This is a genomic window from Pararhizobium arenae (assembly GCF_001931685.1).
GTDB lineage: Bacteria > Pseudomonadota > Alphaproteobacteria > Rhizobiales > Rhizobiaceae > Pararhizobium > Pararhizobium arenae.
This window is the reverse complement of sequence record NZ_MOOY01000010.1, coordinates 17,619-42,739: the sequence shown is the minus strand read 5'-3', so window position 1 is coordinate 42,739 and position 25,121 is coordinate 17,619. Positions and strand designations below refer to the sequence as shown.

At 54.4% G+C, this 25,121-nt stretch carries 17 protein-coding genes and 2 pseudogenes; 7 read left to right on the top strand and 12 right to left on the bottom strand.

Going from position 1 to position 25,121, the window contains the following annotated elements:
• The first annotated feature begins 1,564 nt into the window (after positions 1-1,564).
• Positions 1,565-1,732 (top strand): hypothetical protein, encoded by a 168-nt coding sequence (locus BLX89_RS24685; RefSeq protein WP_158025978.1) that lies wholly within the window; start codon positions 1,565-1,567, stop codon positions 1,730-1,732.
• Between the two features lie 109 nt (positions 1,733-1,841).
• A complete protein-coding gene (locus BLX89_RS24885; RefSeq protein ID WP_210187157.1) occupies positions 1,842-2,009 on the top strand; it encodes a hypothetical protein in 168 nt (55 codons plus the stop codon).
• Between the two features lie 76 nt (positions 2,010-2,085).
• Here BLX89_RS24885 and BLX89_RS20570 read toward each other — a convergent pair whose 3' ends face one another.
• From BLX89_RS20570 to BLX89_RS20540, 7 genes and pseudogenes are all read right to left on the bottom strand, one after another.
• Positions 2,086-2,598: a ferritin-like domain-containing protein gene (locus BLX89_RS20570; RefSeq protein WP_075292847.1), complete on the bottom strand. Its 513-nt coding sequence runs from the start codon at positions 2,596-2,598 to the stop codon at positions 2,086-2,088.
• Positions 2,599-2,929: 331 nt separating this feature from the next.
• Positions 2,930-3,231, bottom strand: a pseudogene (locus BLX89_RS25115) (YkvA family protein); the annotation flags it as partial.
• A 525-nt stretch (positions 3,232-3,756) separates the two neighbouring features.
• Entirely contained in the window at positions 3,757-5,457 is a 1,701-nt protein-coding gene (locus BLX89_RS20560; RefSeq protein ID WP_075292845.1) for a putative bifunctional diguanylate cyclase/phosphodiesterase, read from the bottom strand.
• Positions 5,458-5,684: 227 nt separating this feature from the next.
• Positions 5,685-6,938 carry a cation:proton antiporter gene (locus BLX89_RS20555; RefSeq protein WP_075292844.1) on the bottom strand — a complete coding sequence of 418 codons (1,254 nt, stop codon included), beginning with the start codon at positions 6,936-6,938 and terminating at the stop codon, positions 5,685-5,687.
• A 229-nt stretch (positions 6,939-7,167) separates the two neighbouring features.
• Positions 7,168-9,114 carry a methyl-accepting chemotaxis protein gene (locus BLX89_RS20550; protein WP_075292945.1) on the bottom strand — a complete coding sequence of 649 codons (1,947 nt, stop codon included), beginning with the start codon at positions 9,112-9,114 and terminating at the stop codon, positions 7,168-7,170.
• A gap of 255 nt (positions 9,115-9,369) precedes the next feature.
• Positions 9,370-10,257: a MerR family transcriptional regulator gene (locus BLX89_RS20545; protein ID WP_075292842.1), complete on the bottom strand. Its 888-nt coding sequence runs from the start codon at positions 10,255-10,257 to the stop codon at positions 9,370-9,372.
• A 93-nt stretch (positions 10,258-10,350) separates the two neighbouring features.
• On the bottom strand, positions 10,351-11,208 hold the full coding sequence (locus BLX89_RS20540) for a sodium-dependent bicarbonate transport family permease (RefSeq protein ID WP_280950597.1): 858 nt from the start codon (positions 11,206-11,208) through the stop codon (positions 10,351-10,353).
• Between the two features lie 187 nt (positions 11,209-11,395).
• On the opposite strand from BLX89_RS20540, the gene BLX89_RS20535 reads away from it, so the two are divergent.
• The gene (locus tag BLX89_RS20535; RefSeq protein ID WP_075292841.1) at positions 11,396-12,268 is read left to right on the top strand and encodes a LysR family transcriptional regulator; all 873 of its coding nucleotides are present in this window, start codon (positions 11,396-11,398) and stop codon (positions 12,266-12,268) included.
• Positions 12,269-12,747: 479 nt separating this feature from the next.
• Here the strand turns inward: BLX89_RS20535 and BLX89_RS20530 are convergent, their stop codons facing one another.
• Both BLX89_RS20530 and BLX89_RS20525 read right to left on the bottom strand, forming a co-directional pair.
• Entirely contained in the window at positions 12,748-14,016 is a 1,269-nt protein-coding gene (locus BLX89_RS20530) for a pilus assembly protein TadG-related protein (protein WP_143523704.1), read from the bottom strand.
• The gene (locus BLX89_RS20525) at positions 14,013-15,167 is read right to left on the bottom strand and encodes an EAL domain-containing response regulator (protein WP_075292839.1); all 1,155 of its coding nucleotides are present in this window, start codon (positions 15,165-15,167) and stop codon (positions 14,013-14,015) included. The genes BLX89_RS20530 and BLX89_RS20525 overlap by 4 nt, the downstream gene beginning before the upstream one ends.
• Before the next feature lie 153 nt (positions 15,168-15,320).
• On the opposite strand from BLX89_RS20525, the gene BLX89_RS20520 reads away from it, so the two are divergent.
• On the top strand, positions 15,321-17,963 hold the full coding sequence (locus BLX89_RS20520; protein ID WP_075292838.1) for an ATP-binding protein: 2,643 nt from the start codon (positions 15,321-15,323) through the stop codon (positions 17,961-17,963).
• A 119-nt stretch (positions 17,964-18,082) separates the two neighbouring features.
• Here the strand turns inward: BLX89_RS20520 and BLX89_RS20515 are convergent, their stop codons facing one another.
• Complete coding sequence (locus tag BLX89_RS20515; RefSeq protein ID WP_280950596.1) at positions 18,083-18,769, bottom strand: EAL domain-containing protein; 687 nt, start codon at positions 18,767-18,769, stop codon at positions 18,083-18,085.
• A 588-nt stretch (positions 18,770-19,357) separates the two neighbouring features.
• On the opposite strand from BLX89_RS20515, the gene BLX89_RS20510 reads away from it, so the two are divergent.
• Positions 19,358-22,504 (top strand): DEAD/DEAH box helicase, encoded by a 3,147-nt coding sequence (locus BLX89_RS20510; protein ID WP_075292837.1) that lies wholly within the window; start codon positions 19,358-19,360, stop codon positions 22,502-22,504.
• Between the two features lie 82 nt (positions 22,505-22,586).
• On the opposite strand, the gene BLX89_RS20505 is transcribed toward BLX89_RS20510, so the two are convergent.
• The gene (locus BLX89_RS20505; RefSeq protein WP_075292836.1) at positions 22,587-23,279 is read right to left on the bottom strand and encodes a DUF72 domain-containing protein; all 693 of its coding nucleotides are present in this window, start codon (positions 23,277-23,279) and stop codon (positions 22,587-22,589) included.
• A gap of 183 nt (positions 23,280-23,462) precedes the next feature.
• On the opposite strand from BLX89_RS20505, the pseudogene BLX89_RS25110 reads away from it, so the two are divergent.
• A pseudogene (locus BLX89_RS25110) lies at positions 23,463-23,627 on the top strand (DUF3072 domain-containing protein); the annotation flags it as partial.
• Between the two features lie 94 nt (positions 23,628-23,721).
• On the top strand, positions 23,722-24,000 hold the full coding sequence (locus BLX89_RS20495) for a hypothetical protein (RefSeq protein WP_245292884.1): 279 nt from the start codon (positions 23,722-23,724) through the stop codon (positions 23,998-24,000).
• A gap of 504 nt (positions 24,001-24,504) precedes the next feature.
• Here the strand turns inward: BLX89_RS20495 and BLX89_RS20490 are convergent.
• Entirely contained in the window at positions 24,505-25,116 is a 612-nt protein-coding gene (locus BLX89_RS20490) for an alpha/beta hydrolase (RefSeq protein WP_075292834.1), read from the bottom strand.
• Positions 25,117-25,121 lie beyond the last annotated feature (5 nt).

Genomic DNA, 25,121 nt, shown 5'->3' with positions numbered 1-25,121 from the left:
GAACCGGCCCGGTTAGTTTTCGACGTACATCGTTTCACACAAGGTCGTTCGCTATCAAACCAGTCGCAGACGGATGGGGTCGTTCTGCACGGGTGCTAAGGATCGGCGTCATTATCCGCACATGCGCTTGATGCACGGCTGCTCCCGGCAGTTGTGCGCGATTGGCAAAGGCTTTCTGTCGCTGTGCATTCGATGCCTTGAGGTGAGCTCGGCTGCGAGCGGCACAGCCATGGCATCTGCGGCGATGTGTGGGAGGTCGAGATCATGTCATAGCTGGCGCTGCGGTTTGTCACCTGTCATGCGATTGATCGCGTCGTCGAGGGAAATCCCCTCGAAAAAGACGGCCGCCGTTCAGCGCGTATACAATGCACGCGGAATTCGCATCATCCGTCGTGCCGGCTGATACGGCCTCGCCTTCATCGCTATAGGGCCAACGCAGATTATCTCCAGGGACTAAACACATATCGGTGGGCCGTCAGAGCCGCTATTTTTTTCCGCGGATGGAACGCATTCCGTGATCAGTGATTAAGCAAGAGACCAATCCTGGTCTTATAAGAAGGGAGAATCCTATGCCACAGGGCGGAAACCACGAACAGCACGTCAAGGCAGGTGAACAGAGTCACAAGAACTCCGGCTCTAAGTCGTCAAGCAATAGCAAGTCTGGAAGTTCCACGGCAAAATCAGGATCGAAGTCTAAGTCGTCGAAGGGTTGATGATTCCTTGGATCTCCATGCATAGCGCCGGCTCAAGCAGCCGGCGCTGACCGTTTCCGACCGTTCGCTACCAGTCGCCCGTATCGCTCTTAAACCTTGAGCGTCGTCTGTTTTCGTCAGACTCAGCCTTAACCTCCATGAACTTGTCGATATCTTTGCGCAACGGCTCGAACCGATTATGATAATCGGCTGCCTCGGCGATCCGATGGCCGTAAATCGTTGCAAACTCATCAATTCGATATTCCCTAGCGCAGCCCAAATGGTGCAATCCCAGCTCCCTTTGCTATGTAAAAGAGGGGGCACTCAACCCGAAGGGAATGCCCAAGGTGGGCTCTAGCCCACGACGCGCCCGGTCCATACCAGAGATGTGAGCTGCCAATCTGCCGAATTCAAGGCGCAAGGTACCTAGTGTTCTTCAACGTTAACACCATCGCGTCCTTCTCCGTTCGGTAAGGAGCGAGCTCACGCTCATTGACGAGCGCCGCACCCTGCTATGGGCCTTGTGAGCAATTTTGAACGCTCAATTCGTTTTCAGAGAAGGTTGATCGTCCCCGCACGAATGATCGCAAAAAGCGAACGAGAACGCTCTGAAAGACGGCATGTGACTGCATAGAGCTCTCATTCTGAATCTGGCTTCTCAAAAACCGGCACGCACCCGGCTCGCAGGCGATCTGTTGAGGGATCCTGACCTGCTTACCGAGTGGATCTGCCACACTTCATATTCCACACTTCACCCTACCAAAAGCCAATGCTGCGATTACGGCTTGTCGGTCCGAACATGATGAATATGTAAATGGTTAAATGCCGACACAACGACGCCGGCTCATTATGAGATCTGACGGAGGTTCATGATGGAAGAGAAAAAACGCCGTATCAGGGGGCAGTCTGCCCTAGGAAATTTCGAGCAATCGAAGCAGGTCGCGAGTGAGGAAGAAGAACGCCGGACGGAAGCCGATCGTCAAAAAACCGAGCGCCTCCGCGCGTTGCGGCAGGCGCAAGAACCACCTGCTAGAAAATGATCCTGGTTACCCTGGTAAATTTCAACACCGTGTTACATGTACTCATTTGGACGCTCCAGTGATTTTCGAACTTCATCATTGGCTCGCGATGGCGAACGGACAGCGCAGTGTGCGGCACAGTTATGAGCTTGCCGTCCGGGCGATCGACGTGAAGGGCGTGCCGGAGGAAGTACGGTTACTCGGATGTGGTGTTCGTCAGTGGGCAGGGCCCTTCATCAACCAGCCGATCTCGGAGCCCGCCAATTGCGCACTGTCGAACAATCGTTCCTCAGGCTGATGAGCGAAATCAGCGCTGTCGCGCATGCGCCGCGGGAAGAGGTGGACTGACCCGCACGTGGGGTCAGTCCAAAGCACTAGATCTTAGCCGTTTCGCCCGCTTCCTTGAGGGACAGGAACTTGAGCGTGACATTTGCCAGGTTTTCGTCCAGCCATACCGCCATCGCCTGTTCTTCACGGAGGTTCGCCTGTAGCCCGGTGGATGCTTCGGTGTAGCCACCCTCTTCTGCGATCGTCAGGAGTGATTTATAGGCTGCAATCTCGAAATTCTCGAAGGCGAAGTTGGCAAAGGAGTTCTTGAGAATCTCATCGCCTGCCATTGAATGGCCCATCGCCGCCATTGCGCCTGTGAAAGACAAGGCCATGTCCTTCAGCGAGGAGTGGCTTTCTGCTAGTCCACCCAGGATGTCCTCAAGGCGCTGGATCTGGCCCTCGGTTTCGCGGATATGCTGCTCAAGCTTGGCTGCCACTTCTGGATAATTCTCAATCCGCTCAAGCTGCGGTTTCATGATGGATAGCGCCTGATTTTCCATCGCGTGGGCATTGCGCAGGCCATAAACAAAGATATCGCGGGTTTTGTCGTCCGACATAAGTGCATCCTTCTCTTGTTGGAGCGCTTAAAACAACGCGTTTCAGATCTTGTTCCATCGAGCTTGAAGTATCACCTCAGACACCCGCTCCTTTAGAACGACGTCGAGGTTGACACGTTTTTGAGCAATCGCTTGTCCGGTATAATCTAAAACTTCGATTGCGAGCACAACTTTCGGATTAGCCACCCACTAATCGTCTGCCGTTTCGCATAACGCTGCGTTAGCTTGGTGAATGGCTTTGCCAGAGTAGATAGAGGGCCGATGCGGTGCTGGCCACCCAGATCGCGACTATACCCGACAGCCTCGCACAACTGGTTTGCCGCTCCTGTCAACGTTCTACACGAGCTCGAAACTCGGCCATCAAAGTTGTAGGAAATGAGCGGATCGCGAGGCGAGCCCGAGCGGCACGAGCAGCAGGTTATCAGGATACCCGAGGATTGGGATTAATCCGGGACAAGGTCGATCGGGGAGCGCGCGTAAGCGGCGACACAGCCCGCGACAAACTTCGCGATTGCAGGAATGCCTGTCACAAGCAGCGATCCAAAGCGCGATGACATAGCGTTTCAGGAGCGCGTCTGGAATCTTAAGCTGTCTAACCGGCTTTCCATGAGTCTTTGCAATGCCCTTCGCCATCTGCATATCGGTGTTTTAGCGTGCGGAGGGCGGCTGTGGGTCTATATAAGACCTCAGTAGGCTCACAGTCGTCTCCTTGAGCGCCAATGAGATCAGATTGGGGTTGGCTCAATATCGCAAAAAGAAGGGGCGCTTCCCGGGAACAGAGAAGCGCCCCCATCAGGGAACGCGACGAGTGGGCACCCGTCGTGCGCATCTAACAATGCGATAGCATAAAGGTTCCGCGTTTGACGCGGGAAATACGCAGGTAGGCTGGAAACTTTTGCAGAAGGTTCTTCTCAATATGCGCCTCGCTCACGCCGAAGGATCGAACCCGAGGAACCCCTCTAAACCTATTCATTGGGACTGTGTCGCAGCTCGTGTCCAGCTCCATAACCACTCATCATCGCCGCCGCTATTGTGGCGGTAGGTTCTGTGGTCGGATAGACCGACTTAGCCGGTGGCCCAAATCGGGCGATCTCTACATGACGCGGGGACTGGTTGGGCTAACGCTCGCGGGCTATGTCGTCAGGATACCTGACATGTTCACAAAAAGTTTCTTTTCAACGGCTCGATGGCGCGGCTTTCGAGATAAGATCGGAGCTCATTTTCAGCCATAGGCCGACCGTATCTGAATCCTTGCGCTAAAGGGCAGCTCAGTGATTGCAGCATCTCTTCCTGCTCATCGGTCTCGACCCCCTCAGCGATCGTCTCAACGCCAAGATCGCGGCTCAATGAAATTAACGCACGAGCGATAGCCGCGTCGGATTTGCTTGACTGAATGTTGCAGACAAAGCTTCGGTCAATTTTCAGTTTGGTGATTGGATACCGTTGTAGTGAGCTCAGGGACGCAAAACCGGTTCCAAAATCATCAAATGCGATTCCCACACCCATTTCCCTGATCTCGCAAAGTGTTTGGAGAGAGCGGTCGTCCGAGCTTAATGCAACTTCCTCAGTGATTTCTAATTCCAAATCGCACGCGCGAATGGCATGTTTCGAGATGGCTGCCTCAACCTTGTCGCGCAAGTTCAAAGCGCGGAACTGGGAGGGAAACAGGTTCACGCCAATCCGGAACGTTGAACCAGATCTGTTAAGACGTGAAATTTGCGCGCAAGCTTGGTCTAACGTCCACCACCCGATTTCCAATGCAAGGGCACTCTGCTCAAGCGAAGGAAGAAACGCTCCAGGAGTGAGCAAACCTTTTACAGGATGATGCCATCGGATAAGGGCTTCGAATCCAATTACCTCTTTAGTCGGGAGGTTGATTTGGGGTTGATAGTACATAGCGAGTTGCCCTTCTCTCAGGGCAGTCCGCAGTTCGTCGCGTGTTGTGCGGTGGGCATTGGCTTCCCCACGCATGGTGTGATCGAATAACCGGGAACAGCGACCACCTGCATTCTTGGCACGGTAAAGCGCAAAGTCCGCGCTGGCCACTAACTCTGAACTATCACGTCCATGGTGGGGTGATATTGCTATGCCTATGCTGCTAGCCAAGTCGAGCACGAGCCCGCCGAGATTGAACGGCCGTCGGAACGCATCAAGGATTTTCGCAGCTTCTTTTTGTAGAGCGAGCGGATCGGCCATTCCTGGCAAAAACACCGCGAATTCGTCACCGCCGAGGCGGGCGATTGCGGCTGTAGGCTCAAGGAGATACGGGAGGCGTACACCAACAGCTTGAAGCAAAGCGTCCCCGACGGCGTGCCCGTGGGAGTCGTTTACATCTTTAAATCCGTCAAGATCAATAAGAATTACGGCCGCTCCCTCTCCGTTTTGGAGGCTATCGTCGAGGATCTGCATGAACTGGTGTCTGTTGTGTAATCCTGTCAGATCGTCTTGAGATGCCAGGCGCAGCAAGCGGCTCTCTCGGTCTCGCCGCTCCGAGATATCCTTTATGATTGCGCCGGCGCTAAACCCCTTCCTGTCACGCCAGACCGACAGCGTAATTTCGATCGGAAATTCGCTTCCATCTTTTCTAAGGGCAAAGACTTCTACGGTTTTTCCGCCAAGATTCGGTGCCGCGCCAGCCGCTGCCCTCGCGAAACCCATCATATGCGAGCCGCGCATTCGCTCCGGGATTATGATCGTGATCGGATGCCCCATCATCTCGTCACGTTCATATCCAAATAGTGCGCACCCAGAAGGGTTCACGAACTCGATCTTGCCTTCGCTGTCGATGGAAATCAGAGCGTAATTTGTCGCCTCGGCGAATTTAGCGACGGTCGCGGCAACATTGCGTCGAGTTGTCATTTTAGGATACCGATCTTCAAACCAAAGCCAAGGACAGAATAGCGCAGACGACTTATAGATCAGTAAACTGGTTTTCCCGACAATAAGGTCGCGTACTGCTACTCCAGCGGACGGGCTCGGTACAAAGCATTACACGCTAAGCGTAATTCGATTGTTCGGAGATCCCGCGGATCAGCCAGTATAGACTTTTCATCTACCATCACTAACATCAACCGAAATGTGACCGATCAGGCGCTGCGTCCCTGCCGCCGATCCAGCCTTGTCATCACTGGCGTAACGGTAAGGCCATGCATCAAAATTGAAGCGAGCACGATGAGCGAAAGCACAACCCAGAGCCTTTCGTCCTCCTCGAAATTTCCGTGGTTGATGCCGTATGCGAGATAGTAGAACGATCCCACGCCGCGGATCCCGAAGAACGCGATAGTGAGCTTCTCTCCTCGGACGGCCTGCATCCCGATAAGTCCAATCATTCCGGCCACTGGCCGCACGACGAGCAAGATAAGCAACGCGGCGGCGATCTCACGCCAACCAATTTGCGCCAATAAACCATTTGCAACAGCACCGCCAAACGCAAGCAACATCAGCATCATCGCAATACGCTCGATCTGCTCGGTGATGTCATGCATGTCACGCTGAAAATCGTGATCCCTGTGCGAGTTACGGAGCGTCAAGGCAGTCACGAAAACCGCGAAGAAGCCGTAGCAGTGAAGCATCTCCGACAAGCCGTAGGACACAAAGGTTGCGGCGATTGCCACCAAGCCATCACCTGTTTTCGCTAGGGTATCACCCGGCATTTTAAATGTTATCCAGCCGAAAAGTTTTCCAACGACCCATCCGCATCCGATTCCGGCAGCTATTTCCCACAATACGTGCAGGGTCACCCATTCACCAATCCAAGACTGGCCAGTGGTCGCCGCGATGCTAAGGACAATGGCTAGGTTTACGAATGGAAATGCCAAGCCGTCATTTAGGCCCGCCTCGGACGTTAGTGCAAAGCGGACTGCGTCTTCGCCACCTTCCTGGGGCCCCGCCACCTGAATGTCGGCCGCAAGAACAGGATCAGTCGGTGCAAGACTGGATGCCAAAAGAAGCGCTCCCACCACGCTCAGACCCAACACACTTGTGCCGATCATCATGATCGCGATGATGCTGATTGGCATAGTGATCAGGAGTAATCGCCACGTCACTCCCCAGTTCTTAAATGAAAAACGGCGGTCGATCTTCAAGCCCGCTCCCATCAAGGCGACGATAACCACGAATTCGGTGAGGCGCTCGGTCACGACGGAGTGCAAGGCGGGTGATGGATTGAGCTCCATTTGCGGTAAGAGGTGGATAAGCCATCCAAGGAAGAGGCAAACAATTGGGAGCGAAAGAGGAAGACGTTTCAACGCAAGTGGTAGCCATACAACGAGAGCGATCAGGAAGCCGGCGCCTGCCAAGGCAACAGCATAGGTATCTACCTCCCATCCATGAACTAGCACAAACGTTACTCCTGCTCAAAAGTGATCATTTCGCGCCATAGGCGAACACCCCAATGCGAAGGTTGGGTCAGCGTAACAGGTTAAAATTCTCACTCATGATATCGTTCCGCTTAACCTGGTCACAAAGGCGGCATAACGAACCCCATCCGCGACTTTCGCGGATGGGGCGGTCAGCGCAACGCGTTGACGAAAGGAGTACGGTACCAAGCCGAGCTGCAAAACGACGTTATCAGAACTCTTCCCAGTTTGAATGTACAACCGCCGATGAGCCGAAACTGCCTGCAATCCTGTTCACGAGTTTGCGCGCTGGCGAAGGAGCGGGATTTTGGTCTTGGCTAACGGCAAACGGCGCGCTGCGCGGCATTGACGTACGGTCCGCACCTACCGCAGGCAGCCGAAACTCACCAACCAAATCCTTCAGCTTCACAGCTTCAGTTGCGAGCGAAGAACTTGCGGCCGTGCTTTCTTCCACCATCGCCGCGTTCTGTTGCGTCACCTGATCCATTTGATTGACGGCGGTGTTCACTTCGGCAAGCCCGACCGACTGCTCACGTGCAGAGGTTGCAATCGCCTCCATATGCTCATTGATGGTGACAATGAATTTTTCAATTGCTTTAAGCGCCTCGCCGGTGTCACTGACAAGTTTCACGCCACCCGAGACCTCTACAGTAGAGTTCTGGATTAACCCTTTGATCTCTTTGGCCGCCTGCGCAGAGCGCTGCGCAAGTTCTCGAACCTCCTGGGCAACGACCGCGAACCCCTTGCCGGCTTCACCAGCACGCGCTGCCTCGACACCCGCATTAAGGGCGAGCAAGTTTGTTTGGAACGCAATCTCGTCGATCACCCCGATGATGTTGGCGATCTGGTTTGAGGACTGTTCTATGCGTTGCATGGCGTTTACCGCGTTTGCGACAACAGCTCCGGACTGAGCGGCACTTGCATTGGCCTGTGCGGCTATGGATCGAGCCTCTTCTGCGCGCTTCGATGAATTAGCAACATTTGTCGTTATCTGGTCCAATGCCGCTGCCGTCTCTTCGAGCGAAGCCGCTTGCTGCTCCGTTCGCTTGGCGAGATCTTGCGCGCTCTGGCTGATCTCGCGCGTACCACCATCGATCAAGGTCGTGGATTGTGAAACAGCTGCAAGTGTCCGAGAAAGCTGAGCCACCGCGCCATTAAAGTCAGAACGCAAGCTTTCAAAATCCGCCGCAAAGGCTTCTTGGAGCTGAAACGTAAGATCTCCGGAGGCAAGATGTTTGAGGCCGTTAGCCAAACCATCCGTCGCATGCGCCATATCTTCCGCGCGAGCACGGTCCTTCTCTGCGTTGCGACGGCGCTCCTCTTCAGTCATGTCGCGCTGGGCATTCGCCTCGCGCTCAAGCTCGCGGGCTGCCAAACCGTTCTCCTTAAAGATCTGCACGGCCTTAGCCATGCCTCCGATCTCGTCCTTTCGTTCTACACCCTCAACCGCAATTGACAGATCACCATCGGCAAGACCAACCATCGTATCCGCCAGTTTCTTGATTGGATGGACCAACCAGATCCGCATGGCGAAGAAGCCACCTGCGACCACCAGCGCAAGCCCCACAAGCACAAGTGTAATCGTCGTGGTGACCGTTACGTCGGAGGTTTCTGAAAGCGAGCCGCTACCTGCCTCCGCACTGTCCACTACCGCTTTCGTTTTGGAAATGAACTGGGCACTGATCTGCTTCAATCCCGGCTGACATTGCGCAAGAAATTCTGTCTGGGCAGCAGCTATGGTCGTATCGTCACGAGCGGCCGCTCCGCGAAGGATTGTTCCTTTGCAGACCACATCAAGCAGCTTAAGGCCTTCCGCCTTGAGCGCCTGCAGTTCCGGATCATTTTGAGAGGCTTTTATTGCCGCATCAGCAAATTTTTCAAAATCAGCTCTCGCTAACTCCAGGTCGGCCGTTGCGGTGCTTGAAGCCTCTTCCGTCCGCGACATGATGATGTCGCCGATGCTGGCACGAGCCGATTGCAGCGCCCTGTTCATACGGACGGTATTCGTGCCCGTAGCAGCCTCCCGCGCAAGAAGATTACTGTAACCGGTATCGATGCTTTTAAGCTGAAAGCCGGCATACAACGCGACTGCGACGGAGAAGGCGCCAAAAACCGCCATGACCGACATGAACTTTCCAATGATAGATATATTTTTCATGACCAACCCCAGTGAGATCAATGGCTTCTTTACAAGGAGCCGTGCCTCTAATCAGAGGGTGTAAGGTTTACGAAGTGATAAGCGGAGCATTTAGTGATGGCGGAGGAAAAAATCACGACAGCAATGGCTGCTCTGCAAAGTCCGCGTTTGGCGGCGATACGCAGCCGATCATTATGTTTTCTCGTCTGCAAGCGCGACGAATGCAGACGGAAGAGGATTAGAAATCGCGATTGGTTTCTTTTACGCGCTTTTTTCTCAAGACGCGTCAAATCCCCCTCGCTTCATGTAATCATTCAAGCCTGACATCGAGTCGAATGCAGCTACGCCTTCAATCGTTTGCCATCGAATATGCGTTGCCGGCTTGCCACCGGCGATGATCGAGATTTGCTGAGGGAGTTGCCGACGTACATCCAGTAAGATTTCGGCAAATAGATCGGCATCTGCCATGGTCGAGCCAATCACCACGGTGACAGCACCGGTCTTTGAGGCCGCGCACGCAACCTCCTTTGCAGGCACACCCGTCCCAAGGTAGAGTGGGTCTACTCCATGATTGACCATAATCAGTGCAGACGACAGTAGGCCGATTTCGTGATGTTCACCGTCAAGAGTGGCGAACATTACCCGCTTTTTCGAACCTCTACGGCCGGCCAAACGCAACGTTGAAACAAGGAGGTTTCTGACCGAGGCAGTTAAAAGGTGTTCAGCAGCGACGGGTATCGAACCGTTTTCCCATCGTTTTCCCACTTCCTCCATGACTGGCACAACAAGCTCTTCCACGAAAAGTATCGTGCCCATCGTCAGGAGATGCAGCCCGAGTGATGCCTCAAGCTCATCCACCTTCATCTCCGCGACGAGACTAATGAGTTTTTGAATTTGAACCTCACTCGCTGTGTCGCGGCGGGCCAAGTGGCGCAACTGGGCGTCGGACAGATGAACCAGCGTACTAATCCGCTGCCCGCCTTCTACGCAATCCCTCAGCAAATGAACGCGAGCAACTTGCCGCATACTGTAAAGCCGCCGATTATTTAGACCTATTGAAGGCTGCAATAGGCCGTAGCGCCGTTCCCATGCATCCAGGGTTTGCTTTGGAACCCCTGTCAGGTTGGAAACGTCGCCGATTGTGTAGATGAATGCGTCCGGCAATTGGAAACCCGTTAAGTTTACTTGTTATTCCAACTGCGAAAGTGATGTGGAGTTCCAACAGCGGTTTGGTTGCACGGCTTTCGAGTACGCGGTCTAGCCTAACCACCGCGCCACAGCGATGATAGCCGGAATCCCGAACATGATGTTGAAGGGGAACGTTACACCCAAAGACATCGCTAGCGGCAACCCCACGTTCGCGGTTGGGATCGCGAGCCGAACCGCGGCCGGAGCGGCAATGTAGCTTGCGCTTCCAGCGAGAATCCCTAGAGCTGCAGCGGATCCTGCTTCAAGCCCGGCAAACGTTCCAAAGACGACGCCAGCGACACCATTAAAAACGGCCAAGACAACGGCAGAAACCACCAGCTTGGGTGTGAGACAACGTGTCCCAAGCAGCTGACGGCCGGCCACGAGCCCCATATCGAGCAAGAAAAGGCACAACATTCCCTTGAAGCCACCTTCGAAAAGCGGCGCCACGGGAGAAAAGCCTTCGCGGCCCGCAGCCAAACCAATCGAAAAGCTTCCGACGAGAAGAATAATCGATCCATTGCTAAAAGCTTCGACGACGTCACGAGCGCCGTTACCTTGCCGCGATGGTGTTCCGGCTCGGGCCAACCAAATTCCCACCAGAATTGCTGGAGCTTCCATGAGCGCCATCACAGCCACCATGAAGCCGTCTGCGGCCAGGCCAACCGCTTCGAACACTTCAACACCTGTAACAAATGTCACGACTGACACCGAGCCGTAATGTGCGGCGATAGCGCCAGCGTTCGTGCGATCCAGCTTACCAATCCGGCTGACAAACCAAAATGCTGGAAGCGGCAGCAGTAGGCTCAGAACAACTCCCAAGACCCCTGCAATGAATAGCTCATGGCTATAACCTGACTCCGACAATTGAACACCACCCTTCAACCCGATGGCTGCCATCAGATAGAGTGCGACCGCTCTGCTGATTTGTCTCTGGTACTACGAGATCGCTGCGTAGGAGCGCTGCGAACCCACCGAGCGCGAAAAATAGAATCATAGGAGAAAAAAGAGTGTCCATCGTTTCACCACTAGCCACAGTTATGCGCGATATATGCGACTATGATCATTCTGATAAATTCATTGTTTAAAACGAAACGTTCTATAAAAACGAACTATGAGCATACTTAACTTCAGTCACCTGCGCTATTTCTGGGAGGTGGCACGAGAGGGAAACCTCACGCGTGCCGCGGCGAGGCTAGCCATCTCGCAATCAGCTCTTTCGACGCAAATACGGGTTCTTGAGGAGCGGCTGGGTCATCCGTTATTTGAGCGCACTGGGAGGCTCTTGGTTTTAACGGAGGCTGGCCGCATAGCACTCGAACATGCCAACACAATCTTTGCTGTCGGTGAAGATCTCGTTGCAACACTGCGTGCAGAGGGGCGCCGCCACATACTCCGCGTCGGAGCCCTTGCAACTTTGTCTCGCAACTTCCAGATCGAGTTCCTCAAGCCCTGCCTGGGCCGGCCCGATCTGGAAATCGTTCTTACATCCGGTAGTCTTCCAGAACTTGAGGCTCAACTGCGAAGTCTCGACCTTGATGTAGTGCTGTGCAATGGGTTGCCGCAAGGTGCGTCAGGGATCGTGGTGCATCCGCTTGCCCAGCAAACGATCAGCCTGTTTGCGGCGCCCCACCTGGGTTATGTCGGCAGCTCAATAGGGGACGCACTTAATGGGCAACCTGTTATCCTCCCTACCCGTGCCAATAACATCCGCATCGAGTTCGACGCTTTGTGTCAGCGACTTTCCGTCAAACCCGTGATCGTTGCGGAGGTCGATGACATGGCGATGCTCCGCCTCATGGCCCGCGAGGGAATCGGGATCGCGCCGTTACCTCCGATTGTGGTCCGCGACGAGCTATTCGCGAATGCATTGGTAGAAGTCGTGCCCTTGCCAGGAATTCGCGAAAGTTTCGTCGCACTCACCGTCAAGCGCCAGTTTCCCAACCGCGCGGTCAAGGAACTCATCTCTGCGGCGTGGCGAGCCTAGTGTCCGGCGGCTCGCCGAAACAACGAAATATGGTCGCCGTAGCGATGTGGGCTCTGTCGCATGCCCCGCACCTCTTAGTGGTTGCGAATTGATTGCCTTGAGTACAGATCGCCAATTTTTCAGGCTCGTTCAGCTAGATGATTAAGCAAACGGCGGACCGGCTTACCGCGTTAATGATCGATGCTCAAATGCCAGCTATCAGGCCGCTTGCGGCAATCAAGGCTGCGGAACCACCGCAGGTTTGCCTAGTGCGGCCGTCTTCCAGAGGAACGACGATAGCAAGTTCGTTGCCTTCAAACAGTCTCGCAAAGCAAACTTTGCCGAAACTGCGAGATAGGGATCTCTACCAATTCCAAGGCGAGACTAGCCGTCAGCCGGTATACCTGTTTACGCCTTCAAAACGCGAACACGTTCTATCGTGTTTATCAGAGGTGAAGATTCCATCACGTTATGTTGGCATCGCAGAAAAAACTCTAGGTCTATCGAAGCAGCCGAACATTTGATGCCTGGGGGCCAACGCCTTCCGGAACCGGGACGAGCGTTTGCTCGTAGTCGGTGTTCAGCACCAGATTGGGTCCTTTGGAAAGGCGCAGACGCTTCACGACAATTGCAGTGTAAGCTGATTCATCTGCCACCTTATTATTGGCATCGATGATGAGGTTTCCATTTGGAAGATAGATGGTACCGATGAGTTTTCTTGCATCGTTGCTGGTAATTACGAAATCCTGTTCAGCACTTTCCCGATCCTGAAACATTGCTATGCCGGCAAGCGGCCCCTTGACAGGCGCTTCTATGTCGACGCTTGAACCACTGGCAAATAGCAGTCTTGCATCTTCACCCGTGAAGAAAAATCCGACACCCTTGGCATTGACTGCAGAGTTTGCTTCAACCACCAGCGGACCATCTTTGATGATGTAAACTCCCGGCTGAAGACTGACCTGGGAGCTTGATCGAATAATTAGACCGCCACAATAAGTCCCCGGCTGAAGCGTTCCCCTGTAATGTTGATAGTCGGCATTCTGTTTTGTGCATGAGGTCACCTCCGGCATTGGCCGGTCGGCCAGAGGGTCGATTACGACCGGGCAATCTGTCAGTGGCAGTCCGTTCTTGAAATTTTTTGAGGCGCCGACGTATCCACCTGTTGTGCACGTCAATTGCGCGGACAAGCTTGCGTTTCCTGTAGACGTCAACCCCGACACACTTGATGAATTCGAATAAACTGCACAGCGGTCCGCAGAGATAACCGCATTTGTTTCAAGCGATATTGTAGCCGTGCCCGTTTTCTCAAGGCCGATAACGCAAATATTGGATGAACTGTTCGTGCGGGCGGTAGAGGAAACAACAATATTTGGGGTGTCGGCGAAGAATCCCGCAACGAAATAAGACTTATGATCCTGTACGACCGTGACCTTAACCTGCTTGAGCGTCGGATCTACCTCAACTTCAAGCAAAGGCAGCGGCTCCCGCGCATCCCGATGAGCCATCAAATAACCTTGCGCGACCGAAAGCGCGGACGTCTTGGACCAGCCGTTTAGCGAGGCTTCCTTCGCTGCAGCAAGCGCTGCAGCATCTGCCACGCTCTGTAACGCTGATCTGTCGGCAAAGTAAGAATTGACGTTGACTACACCTCCCCCTAGCGCCAGTAGAAGTGGCAATGTCAAAGCGCCCATCAATGCAAAATTGCCATCACGAGAGCGTACCAAGCTTGGAAGTTTAGACAACAGCTGGCATAACAGACCGGTGTTCACAGCGTCTCACCTATCAAATCGATAGCCTGATAGGGTGGAACTGGTCGTGAGAATAGGAAGCCCTGCACACGTTGCATTCCAGCGGCCTCTACTTCGGCGAGTTCTTCCCGAGTCTCTACACCCTCCGCTACGGAAGCAAGTTCAAGGTCGCGCGCCAACCCTGCCACCGCATGCAGAAACTTTCGAGTGACGTGGTCGGTCGTGCATGCCGCAATGATGGATCGATCAACCTTGATCTCAGAGAAAGGACAGAGCCGAAGCAGCTCAAAACTGGATGCCCCCATGCCGTAATCATCGAGCGACAACCGAAAACCCGCCATCCGCAATCTTGTCAGTGATTCAACCAGCCGGGAAGGATCCTTTGGTAATGATTTCTCCGTTACCTCAAGACAAAGTCGATCAGGCACGACATTAAACTTCTTCACATGGTCTTGAAGCGCTAGAACGACATCAGGCATTTCCAGCACGGAGGCATCGAAATTTATCGAAATGTCAGGTCCGCCTCCCCGCCGAAGCCAATCCTGGGATTCCGTCAGAACCTTTTCCGCTATGGCCAGTGATATTGAGGCGAGTTCACCCGGTTGTTTGATGTTTGCGAAAAGTTGGTTCGGGCCACTTACCTGCCCATCCTTGGCCGTTAAACGAATGAGTGCTTCAAACCCGACGAGACGATGTCCCTGCAACTGATATTGAGGCTGATAGTAGGGCGTTAGCTCAAAGTCGGTGGCTCCATCACCAACGTCAAACGCTGGTTTCGCATTCGCAATCTTGGACCGATCGAGAATGTCGGCAACACTTTCGACAGTTAGAGGTTTTTTGAGCGTACCCAACAGGGAAATGCCCAGCATCTTCCCCATTGCCTCTGCGGAGCGAAGAACCGCATTTGATTCACCGCTGGATATAACGACATGCCCCCAATAGCCTGCTTCGGCAGCAGCGCGCATGAAAGCTAGCCCGTCGACATCGGGCATGTTGAGATCAAGGAATACGAGATCGACTGGATTGAGCGAACCGCGCAATTTTTCTAGACCCAGGCTTCCGCTGCCGGCAGTCTCGATAAAGCCTGTGGTGAGCGACGCCAATATGCTGCTCGCCACGACCGAGTACATCGGATCGTCATCAACGATGAGACAATTGAGCGGCTTCGGCATGGCATCTCCTACCCATGTCAGACAACCGGATAAAGTCTAATAAGTCCTTACGGAACGCTGGCGCGGTAGAGTGCCGTCACTCAAGGAACGCCAATCTTCTAAGAAGGATTAACGCTTCTTTGTCATCTTACAGAAAAGACGAGGGATGATCCGGTGAAGAAAAGCAATTCCATTGCCACGCGCGTCTCTACGGTCGTCGTCACGGCCGCCACATTTGGTGTGACTGCGAGTGTCGGCCTTTTTCTCTTCCTTGACTATCGACAGGCGGTAAAGAACGAGACCCTTCGCTACCAGAGCGCCGCATATGCATTCGCGGCAGCTTCCAGTGAAGCGGCGCTTGCGCATGACCCGCGCAAGGTTATGGAAGTCCTGCGTGGCGTCCGGGAGCTTACGGACGTCGTCTATATCGCGGCTAGGACGGAACGAGGTGATGTTCTGGCTGAGATCGGGGCAGGTGCGAGTCTCGTTGGCTCTGGCACATCGATGTTTGCACTACCGACATCCGTCGAAGTAGATGCGGAAATCCGCAAAGCCGGAAGAAAGATCGGGTCGCTCGTCCTTCATGCCGAAGTCACTGGCCTTTTGAACCGATATCTGCGTGCTTTCGGTTACTCTGTATCGCTCGGACTTTCTCTGGTGTTTGTGACTTCCTTCATCGCACGCAGGCAGATCGCTCGCGTTGTACGACCGCTTACCGCTCTCTCGGACGAGTTTCGTGACATCGGCCTTCGCTCGGATCTAACCCGGCGACTGCGCAAGACCCGTAATGACGAGGTTGGTGTTCTTGTCGATGCCTTCAACGAGATGTTCCGTCATATCGATGACAGGGACCAACTTTTGCGCAAACACAGCGAGACCCTAGAAGAGACAGTCGAGACACGGACCGCGGAGTTGCGTCTCGCCAAGGAAGAGGCCGATGCCGCTAACGAGGCGAAGTCGACGTTCCTTGCGACAATGAGCCACGAAATACGCACTCCGATGAACGGTATGCTGGTGATGGCCGAAATGCTTGCGGCAGCTCCTCTATCGCCTCGGCATTTGCGCTATGCGGATATCATCACCCGCTCCGGTAAAAACCTTCTGCACATCATCAACCACATCCTCGACTTCTCGAAAATCGAGTCCGGGAAGATCGAGCTGGAGAACATCGAATTCTCGCTCGATGCGATCGTCGAGGATGTTGCCTGTCTTTTCGCTGAGCGAGCCCGGGAAAAAGGTCTGTCTATTGCGGTTTTCGTCGCGCCGGATGTGCCGATTAGAGTTTTGGGCGATCCTGTCCGGCTGACCCAGATACTGAGCAATCTCGTCAATAACGGCCTCAAATTCACCGAAAGCGGCGGGGTTAAGATTGCAGTTAATGTCTTAACCGATCCGCGAGATGGGATCACGGTCGTTGTCGAGGATACCGGTATTGGCATCGAAGCATCGCAAATAGATCGCATTTTTACCCGCTTCTCCCAAGCCGATTCCAGCATCACCCGGAGATTTGGCGGAACGGGGCTCGGGCTATCGATTTCAAAGCAGCTTGCCGAACTGATGCGTGGTGAAATTCGCGTGGAAAGCACGGTCGGTCTTGGCTCCAAATTCATCGTCGCCTTGCCGCTCCAAGTTGTGGAAAAAGCAGCACCGTTCACGGCGATAAAGAACCTGACGGCGGCAATTGTCGATAATGACAAAATTAGCCGGAACGCACTTGCCAGCGCTCTGGAAGCCCGAGGATTGAAGGTGACTACCGATGTGCAGGATCCGCATGATGTGCTGATCCTCGGAGCGGCCGATGATGTTGCGAGCTTCTGTGGCGACGCTTCTGTACCCGTGCTGCTAGTTAGACCCTTTGCCGCAACGACAAGACCCTTGCCGGGAGGGCATACGGTAATAGATCTGCCTGCTCCGATTTCAAGACAAATGTTCGATCAGCTTTGCCGCGCCATAGAAGCCGGAATGATAACCGAGCTTGATATCAAGGCTCATCAAAGCGCAAAGCCCGTGCCGATCGATCTTTCCCATCTGCGAGTGCTGGCGGTTGATGACATTGCCGTCAATCGGGAGGTTCTGAGCGAAGCCCTCGGCACATTCGGTATCGTCTGCGACCTTGCCGATAGTGGCGAGGCAGCCATCCGATTCTGCCGTGATAAAGCCTACGATATCGTTTTTATGGACTGCTCTATGCCAGGCATGGACGGCTTTGAAACGGTCCGCCACATTAGAATGGTCGAACAAAACATGAAAGCAATCGCGAGCCGCATCGTCGCCCTGACTGGCTATGTGATGGGTAAAGATAGCGGCCCGTGGCGGGACGCAGGCATGGACGGCTATCTTTCAAAGCCGTTCAACATCACCCAGCTTACAGCTCTGTTTCAGGAGCTCGGCATAGGCGAAAGCCCGGAAGTTGCATCTGCGGTCGCCAACGACGCAGGCAACAGGTCCGAAACGACGCCGCTTCTGTCCCCCGAAGCATTGGAGATGTTTGACACTATCAGAACGGCAACGGGCACAGATATTCGCTCCAAGGTCTTCAGGATGTTCCGTGACAACGTTATGCAGTCCTTCGATGTAGCAAAAGCCGAAATCATCGGCATGGGTCCGGACGCAAAAAAACTCGTGCACGCCCTGAAGTCGAACTGTTCGAGCGCGGGGGCAGCAAGAGCGACGACGATTTGCCAGGGGGTCGAGGATCTGCTTTCCAACTTTCGTCCAGTCGACCTTGCGCTTGTTTACGATCTTCAATCAGTGCTTGCCGATACTATACACGCCATGAATGACTTAGAGCCGCTCGGAAGCATCGGTATGGATTAACTCGTATTCGAGGCAACCTCCTTACGCCTCAGGTTGGCTTACCTATTTGCGCTGGAACTCCGAGCTTCATGCCATATGGAAGAGACTTTCCTGCTCATTTTGGATGATGCTCTTTCATGTCAGGCTTTCAACGCCTGACTGTAAGCGTCTAGGAATGACAGCACTTCAAATGACGGCATTGCTTTTCCTAACAAATATCCCTGTCCTACGTCGCATCCGTGCCCCATGAAGTAGGCAAGCTGTTTGTTTTCCTCGATCCCTTCGACAGTGATCTTTAGATTGAGGCTACGACCCAACCCCATGATGGCATCGATGATCTTTTCGTTCTTTTGGTTTGCAGCGGACCCGGAGACGAAGCTTTTATCGATCTTGATCTTGTCGAACTGGAAACGCGCCAGTTGTGATAAACTGGAGTAGCCAGTCCCGAAATCATCCAGTGCCACCTGTATCCCAACGGCGTGAAGCTGCTCGATAACATTGGCAGCTCGATCAGGATCACCGATCAACGCGTTTTCAGTAATCTCGATTTCGAGCCGGGAACTTGGCAATCCGGTCTCCTGCAAAATTCGGCCAATTCTGCTGACCAGGAGTCGATCTTCAATTTGTATGGGCGAGAGGTTGAATGATAGAATAAGCCCGTCGGGCCATCCTGACGCGTCCGTGCACGCTTGACGTAGCAAGTGTTCGCACAAGGCGGTAATGAGCCCTGTTTCCTCGGCAACCTGAATGAACCGATCAGGCGGTGCAAAGGACTTGTCGTCTCGCTGCCAGCGTCCGGCCCACGAAAACCTGATATCCTTTTCCACGGAAGATGCCGCTGATCCCAGTTACCAGGTAGCAATCGTGCATGCTGGCGACACGACCACAGCGAACGCGCATCCATTCATGGCAACTGCAGCGAACGAAATGCAGGCGATTATTCTGGAATGAGACTTGTCATTGGAGTTCGCGAGGTCACGTCGCCAATCGCGGTCGTCTCAATCTAGTCTCGCGGGGAAGCTCATCCTGGCGCACTTTGATAAAGCACGCGTGAGACTGCGAGTTTACATCCTCGGAACCCGATGCACGCTCGTAAGCAGCGACCGTATCGTTTCGTTCGTCTTCGTAGATTTCGGTATCACGAATTCCGCACAAGGGTCAGTTGTCGGCGCTAGGGGTCAACGTTCGTCACTTCACCACACGCGAGTGGAACAGAATGACCGCGAGTCAGTTGCAATAGGCGCTGATAGATGGAGTGGCAGGTTTAGGTGAGCGTTGCGTCTGGAATCGGAACCGTGTCAGTGCCTGAAGTTCCGCTTGGGACCGTGCAAGCTGGTAACGTCCCGCTAGGTTTCATTGCGACAAGATTAGGCACATCGTTACAACGCACGCAACGCGCTCTCTGCTATGTCGCGATGAACGAGGGCCAAGCAGCCGAGATTGCAGAATTCTTCAACGCCCTTTTTCCCAATCTCGCGCTCGTTATTTTACCGCCTTGGGACTGCCTACCCTATGATCGTGTGCCGCCTTCTGCGCATTGTATGGGTCGGCGGATGGATGCTATGCGGATATGGCAGGCGCTCGGTGATGCTCCAAAAATCCTGTTGACCTCCCTCGACGCCACGCTTCAACGTATTGCGCCAATATCAGTCATTGCAAACACCCGGTTCGAACTCGAGGTGGGGAAACCATTTGATCGTGATGCGTTCTTTATGTTCATTCACAGAACGGGTTACGTGCAAGAAGGCGTTGCAGACGATCCTGGTGAAGTGGCGGTTCGAGACGATGTTATCGACATCTATCCTGCGGGCGCCCCCGGTCCGATGCGGATCGTTCTTTCGAAGGACAATCGAGTTGAGGAATTGCGTGGCTTTGACCGCGTTTCCCAACGGACGGAGAGCTATCTCGAAAGCGTAACTTTCGGTCCTGCGTCGGAAGCCATTCTTGACGAGGGCAGCGCAGGTGCTGCTCCCCTCAAGACCGACACCATGGAACGCCGGCTGTTGCGCCATTATCAAGATATGCCGACCGTGTTCGATATCATTGACGATGCACCCATGCTTCTCGCACCGGGAGCAACGGATCAGCTTATGCGGTATTTGGAGATCATCGAAGACGCTCACGAGTCGCACAAAAATTTGGGTGAAATGGGCACTCCCTTCTCTCGCTCCCTTTACCTTGATCGAAACGCTTGGGAGCGGCGCGCCAAGCGTGCATCTACAATAGATATCGAGGGAGGCAGTGAGCTGCCCCCTCTTAAAGCCAAAGCGAACACGCGCAACGTGTTGGTGAGGTTCGTGCAGGACTGCCTCCAACGCGGATCAAGGGTTGTGATAGCCGGAAATGGCAAAGCCTCTGGTGCACTTTGCCGGCGCGTGCTCAACGCAACCGGTGCGGCAGCTTCAGCCATTGAGAGCTGGGAAGCCGTGGTGAAGACCGAACCGGGAAGCCTGCTGAAGATCACCGCTGGCTTACGACAAGGGTTTATCGATGCGGCGCAGAATGTCGTCGTCGTTGCTGTTTCCGACGGAACCAGCAGGATTAGCAACTCCGTTCCACTTCTGGCGGAGCCAGAGCTTCGGATAGGTGATGTCGTTGTTCACGAGGACTATGGTGTTGGAGTTCTGAAAAACCTGGAGAGCATTTTAGTCGACGGTGTTTCTCGCGACGCCGCCCGCTTGGAGTATCGCGACGAGGACTCCGTACTGGTCCCAATGCTGGAATTTGGAAAGCTGTGGCGCTATGGCTCTGAACCCGAGGCTGTCACGCTCGACCGCCTTCACACCGATGCATGGCAGAAAAAACGCGAACAGATCGCAGCAGATGTCCGGTCCACAGCGCGTCACCTACTCAAGGTCGCAAAGCAAAGGCAGGCTTCGCGGGCAGCGGTTTTCGTGCCACCTCACGCTGAATTTACTGCTTTCACACGGCGTTTTCCTTTCGCCGAAACTCCCGATCAAACCCAAGCCGTCAAGGCTGTCCTTTCCGATCTAGCATCCGGAAAGGTGATGAATCGGCTAGTCTGCGGCGATGTCGGTTTTGGCAAAACGGAAATTGCGTTGCGCGCCGCAGCAGCCGTCGCGTTTGCCGGTGGGCAAGTGGTTGTCATCGCTCCGACGACGGTCTTAGCCCGCCAGCACTTTGCAACGTTTGAGCGGCGTTTCGAGGGAACCGGTGTCTCGGTTGGGATGCTCTCGCGCGTGCTCAAGCCAAGCGAGGTTAAGCGGGCAAAGGCGGCGCTGGAGGCGGGGGAAATCGACGTGATCGTCGCAACCCAGGCGGTCCTTGCGAAAGACGTGCGCTTTGCTCGTCTCGCACTGCTGATCGTGGATGAAGAGCACCGGTTTGGCATAAAGGACAAGCGGGCGATGAACGCGTTAGCCCCGTCTCTTCACACGCTCACAATGTCGGCGACACCGATCCCAAGAACCTTGCAGATGGCTATGGTTGGAGTGCACGCGGTAAGCCTTCTGACGACACCCCCCGCCAGGCGCCAACCCATTCGCACCTCGCTTGCGACGTTTGACAATGCGTCGCTGCGAACCGGCCTGATGCGGGAGTATCGTCGTGGCGGGCAGAGCTTCATTGTCGTTCCCCGGATCGAAGATATCGACGGCGTGGGGAAAATCTTGCGGAAAATAGTTCCCGAACTGTCGGTCAAAGTCGTTCATGGCAAGATGCCTGCAGCAGTTATCGACGAGGCGGTTGTCGGCTTTGCCGAAGGTAGCGGCGATGTCCTTCTCGCCACCAACATTATCGAAAACGGCCTCGACGTACCACGCGCCAATACAATGTTCGTTTGGCATGCCGAACGATTTGGTCTGGCACAGCTCCATCAGTTGCGCGGACGTGTCGGCCGTTCATCAGTTCAGGGCGTGGCAATGCTTCTAACGGAAGAAGGGAAGGAGTTAGCTGAGGAAACGCGGCTGCGTCTCTCAACTGTGGTCGAGAATGATCGTCTGGGCGCTGGCCTTGCGATCAGCCTTCGAGATCTCGACCTACGCGGCAGCGGCGACATCGCTGCCGAGGATCAGGCCGGGCACATGAAGACTATCGGCACAGGTCTCTATCAAAAGCTGCTGGCAGACGCCGTCGCGAAATTGCGTAAGCAGCCTTCGGCCAGCCAGCAGCGCGCCGTTCTCAATCTCGGTGTCTTGCGAATAATACCGGCGGACTATGTGCCTGATCCGGCTGTAAGACTCAATCTTTACGCCAAGCTCTTTCGCGCATCCGCACCAAGCGACTTGTGCGACCTTGAAGACGAGATCGAGGACAGGTTCGGCGAGCCACCACGGGAGGTATTGTCGCTACTTCAAACATCCCGTTTGGAGTTAGCTGCAGGACGGCTCGGGATCGCCAAACTAGAGGCAGGGCCCAAAGCACTGGCAGTGACGCTGACGGGAGCAACGCCGGCAAAGGTGATCGCCTTACTGGCAGAGCACAAAAGCGCGGTTCGACGCGAAGATCGGATCATATTTGAGATCTCGACCGAAACCGCAGAGGAGCAACTGAATTTCTTCGAGCGCATTGTCACCCAAGTGATGGCAATTCGAAAATGCTAATACCGGTCGCGGTACAGTCGAGGGCCTGCTGCCGCATGGACCGCTGCGTCGGCACCACTTATCGGAGAATGAGGAGTATGCTTCAGCGCATGTCGAGCATGCCTAGCGCGTTTTCGATCGCAGCCCCCGACGCGGTATTGTCGAACACGCACCAGCCGTCTGCGGCCAAGAAGTCCCGGAACGTCTTGATCTCGCCGTCGGTGTAACGTGAATAATAGATTTTTGGCTTGCCGTGTAGACGCACGTACTTCGGTGGCGTCTGGAAATCTTTCGCTTGCCACACCGCCGCAGGATCAGCAAGAACCTGCGCGATGGCGTATCGCTTCAGCAGGTCCAATGCCTCAGCTGATGCCCAACTTTTATGCCGAACCTCAATGACAATTGGACCGGCATCTGCAGTCCGCATCACCTTGAACGCGCGATCGAGCTTGTCAGCGTCGAAGACCAGCGAGGGCGGCAGCTGGCAAAGCAGCGGTCCGCGTTTCGCTCCCAGAGGTGCGATGTCCTTGAGGAACGTATCGACCGGCTCGGCGATGTCCTCCATCGCGCGAACGTGGGTGATTTCCCTGGGGATCTTGACCGCGAAGCGAAAGTTTTCCGGGACGGATGCGGCCCATCGCGCGAAGGTAGACGTCTTATGCCGACGGTAGAAAGTTGAATTGATCTCAACACCGTCGAACACCGATGCATATCGGGTAAGGCCACTTCCTTCCTGCGTAAACCGGTTGGCCACCTTTTTAGGAACGGACCAGGCGGCGGTAGCAATGATCGCCAATACCCTTCTCCTTGAAGTTGGAATGTACGGGCGAAACGAGAAGACCACACACGAGTTCCGTGCGCCGATAGCTCAAACGTCGGAACCATCAAGCAGCAAAGAACCTTTAGAGAACAAATTCAGGAGATCGTTATAATGGACAACGCCTAAACCGATACATGGTCGAACACGCAGAAGGACCCAGGCGACTGGGTCAGCAGTGATGACCCGATAACGGGCGCGCAGCGCTCCTACTTGAAAACGTTGTCGGAAGAAGCGTACCAGCCCTACGCGTATGGAGCGGAAGTTACCAAGGCCGAAGCGTCAAAACGAATCGATGAGCTCAAGCAATCGCTTGATCTGGAGTAATCCATCCGCCGTCAACTTGACGCGCCTACACCACCAATTGGAACTTTTGTGCATCGCAGTACTTATGGATCGTCAACCACGAAAGGAAACGATTATGTCAGACCTGAAGCTTGGTGAAGCGATTCCTAAAGGCATTCCCGGTATCGAACCGGTCAGCAGCACAGACATACAAGATGCTGCCGACGCGGTGGTCCAGCCTTTTCAACAAGCGGCCCGCGTAGATGCCCCTGTTTACGCTGACGGTGCATTGTTCGATCAGTTGCTTTTATTCCCGATGAAGCTGGGTCTGTCGATAGCGTTGGCCTCCACGGCGATGCTCGGAATCCCAGTCTCTGTGGCAAAGCGGCTGGAGGCGTCTGGCATCACTCAATAAGTGGCGCCTGTTCCGTTACATGAGATCCGACCACTGAGCTGCCTGTGGCGTTTTGACTTTATTTGGCTCGGAGAGCGCCGCCACGTATCCCCTGTCGGCGTTGAAAGAGCTCGGATCGTCCCGACGAACCGCGGCCGGATGTAATTCGGCCGGCCGCCAGCAACCGCCACCAGGTTTACATAGCCGATCGCGGGGTTCCTCGACGAGATTAACAGTCAACCGATCGACCCTACAATTCTTTTCGGCGTCGTTATGCCGAGAATGTCTTTCAAATATCGGGATTGGATGACGGCCACAAGGTGGTCGGAATTTCAACGCTTCGCGCCGCCCGACTGGTCAGCGAACAATTAGAGACTCTGTTGAACCTGAGCGCGGAATGGCTTTCAAGCCGATAACGGATGCGAAGGGCGGCAATGCCGGGAGTTGCTCAGTCTGATCCTTGTTGATCTCATGAACCCTCTCCGCATTCCGCTGACATAATCTAACGCCCGCGAGGCCAAATGATTAACGGGTCGTCGAGCCGGCCAAGGTCCTTTGCAGAAAGCCCAATGCTTTCTCGGCGCCTGTCAACGAAATCGTGTGCCCTACGTTCGGCTCAATTTCCAGTTCGACAGAAAACCCGGCGTCAAAAAGCTTTCTCGCGGCGCTGGTGGAGGCGATTGGAGGGATCGTTCGATCGTCTGTTCCGTGGACAAGCAGCATCTGAGACGTGTTATCCCGGGTCGAGAGGGATGTCAGTGGAAGTAGTCCGGCGAATGCCACGAGTGCCCCGACCTTCCATCTTCCAGAAGCAACAGCATCGAGTGCAACGATCGCCCCCTGTGAAACACCAACGAACGCAACACGATCCAAATGATCAGCGAAACCTTCTCGCTTCAGAGCATCGGCTATTATCCGGTCGAGCGCCTGCTGTACCTCCACGACACGTACCGGATCAAATTGCAAACCATCTACTTTGAACCATTGATGGCCACCGTAGCTCGTGCGGTACGGCGCATCGGGCGTTAAGAACCGCGCCTTAGGAAGATGTCGCTGCCAGGATGCGGCAAGTGGTTCGAGCTGTGCTCCGGAACCGCCGATGCCATGAAACATGATTACGAGGTGATCTGCAGTCATTCGGT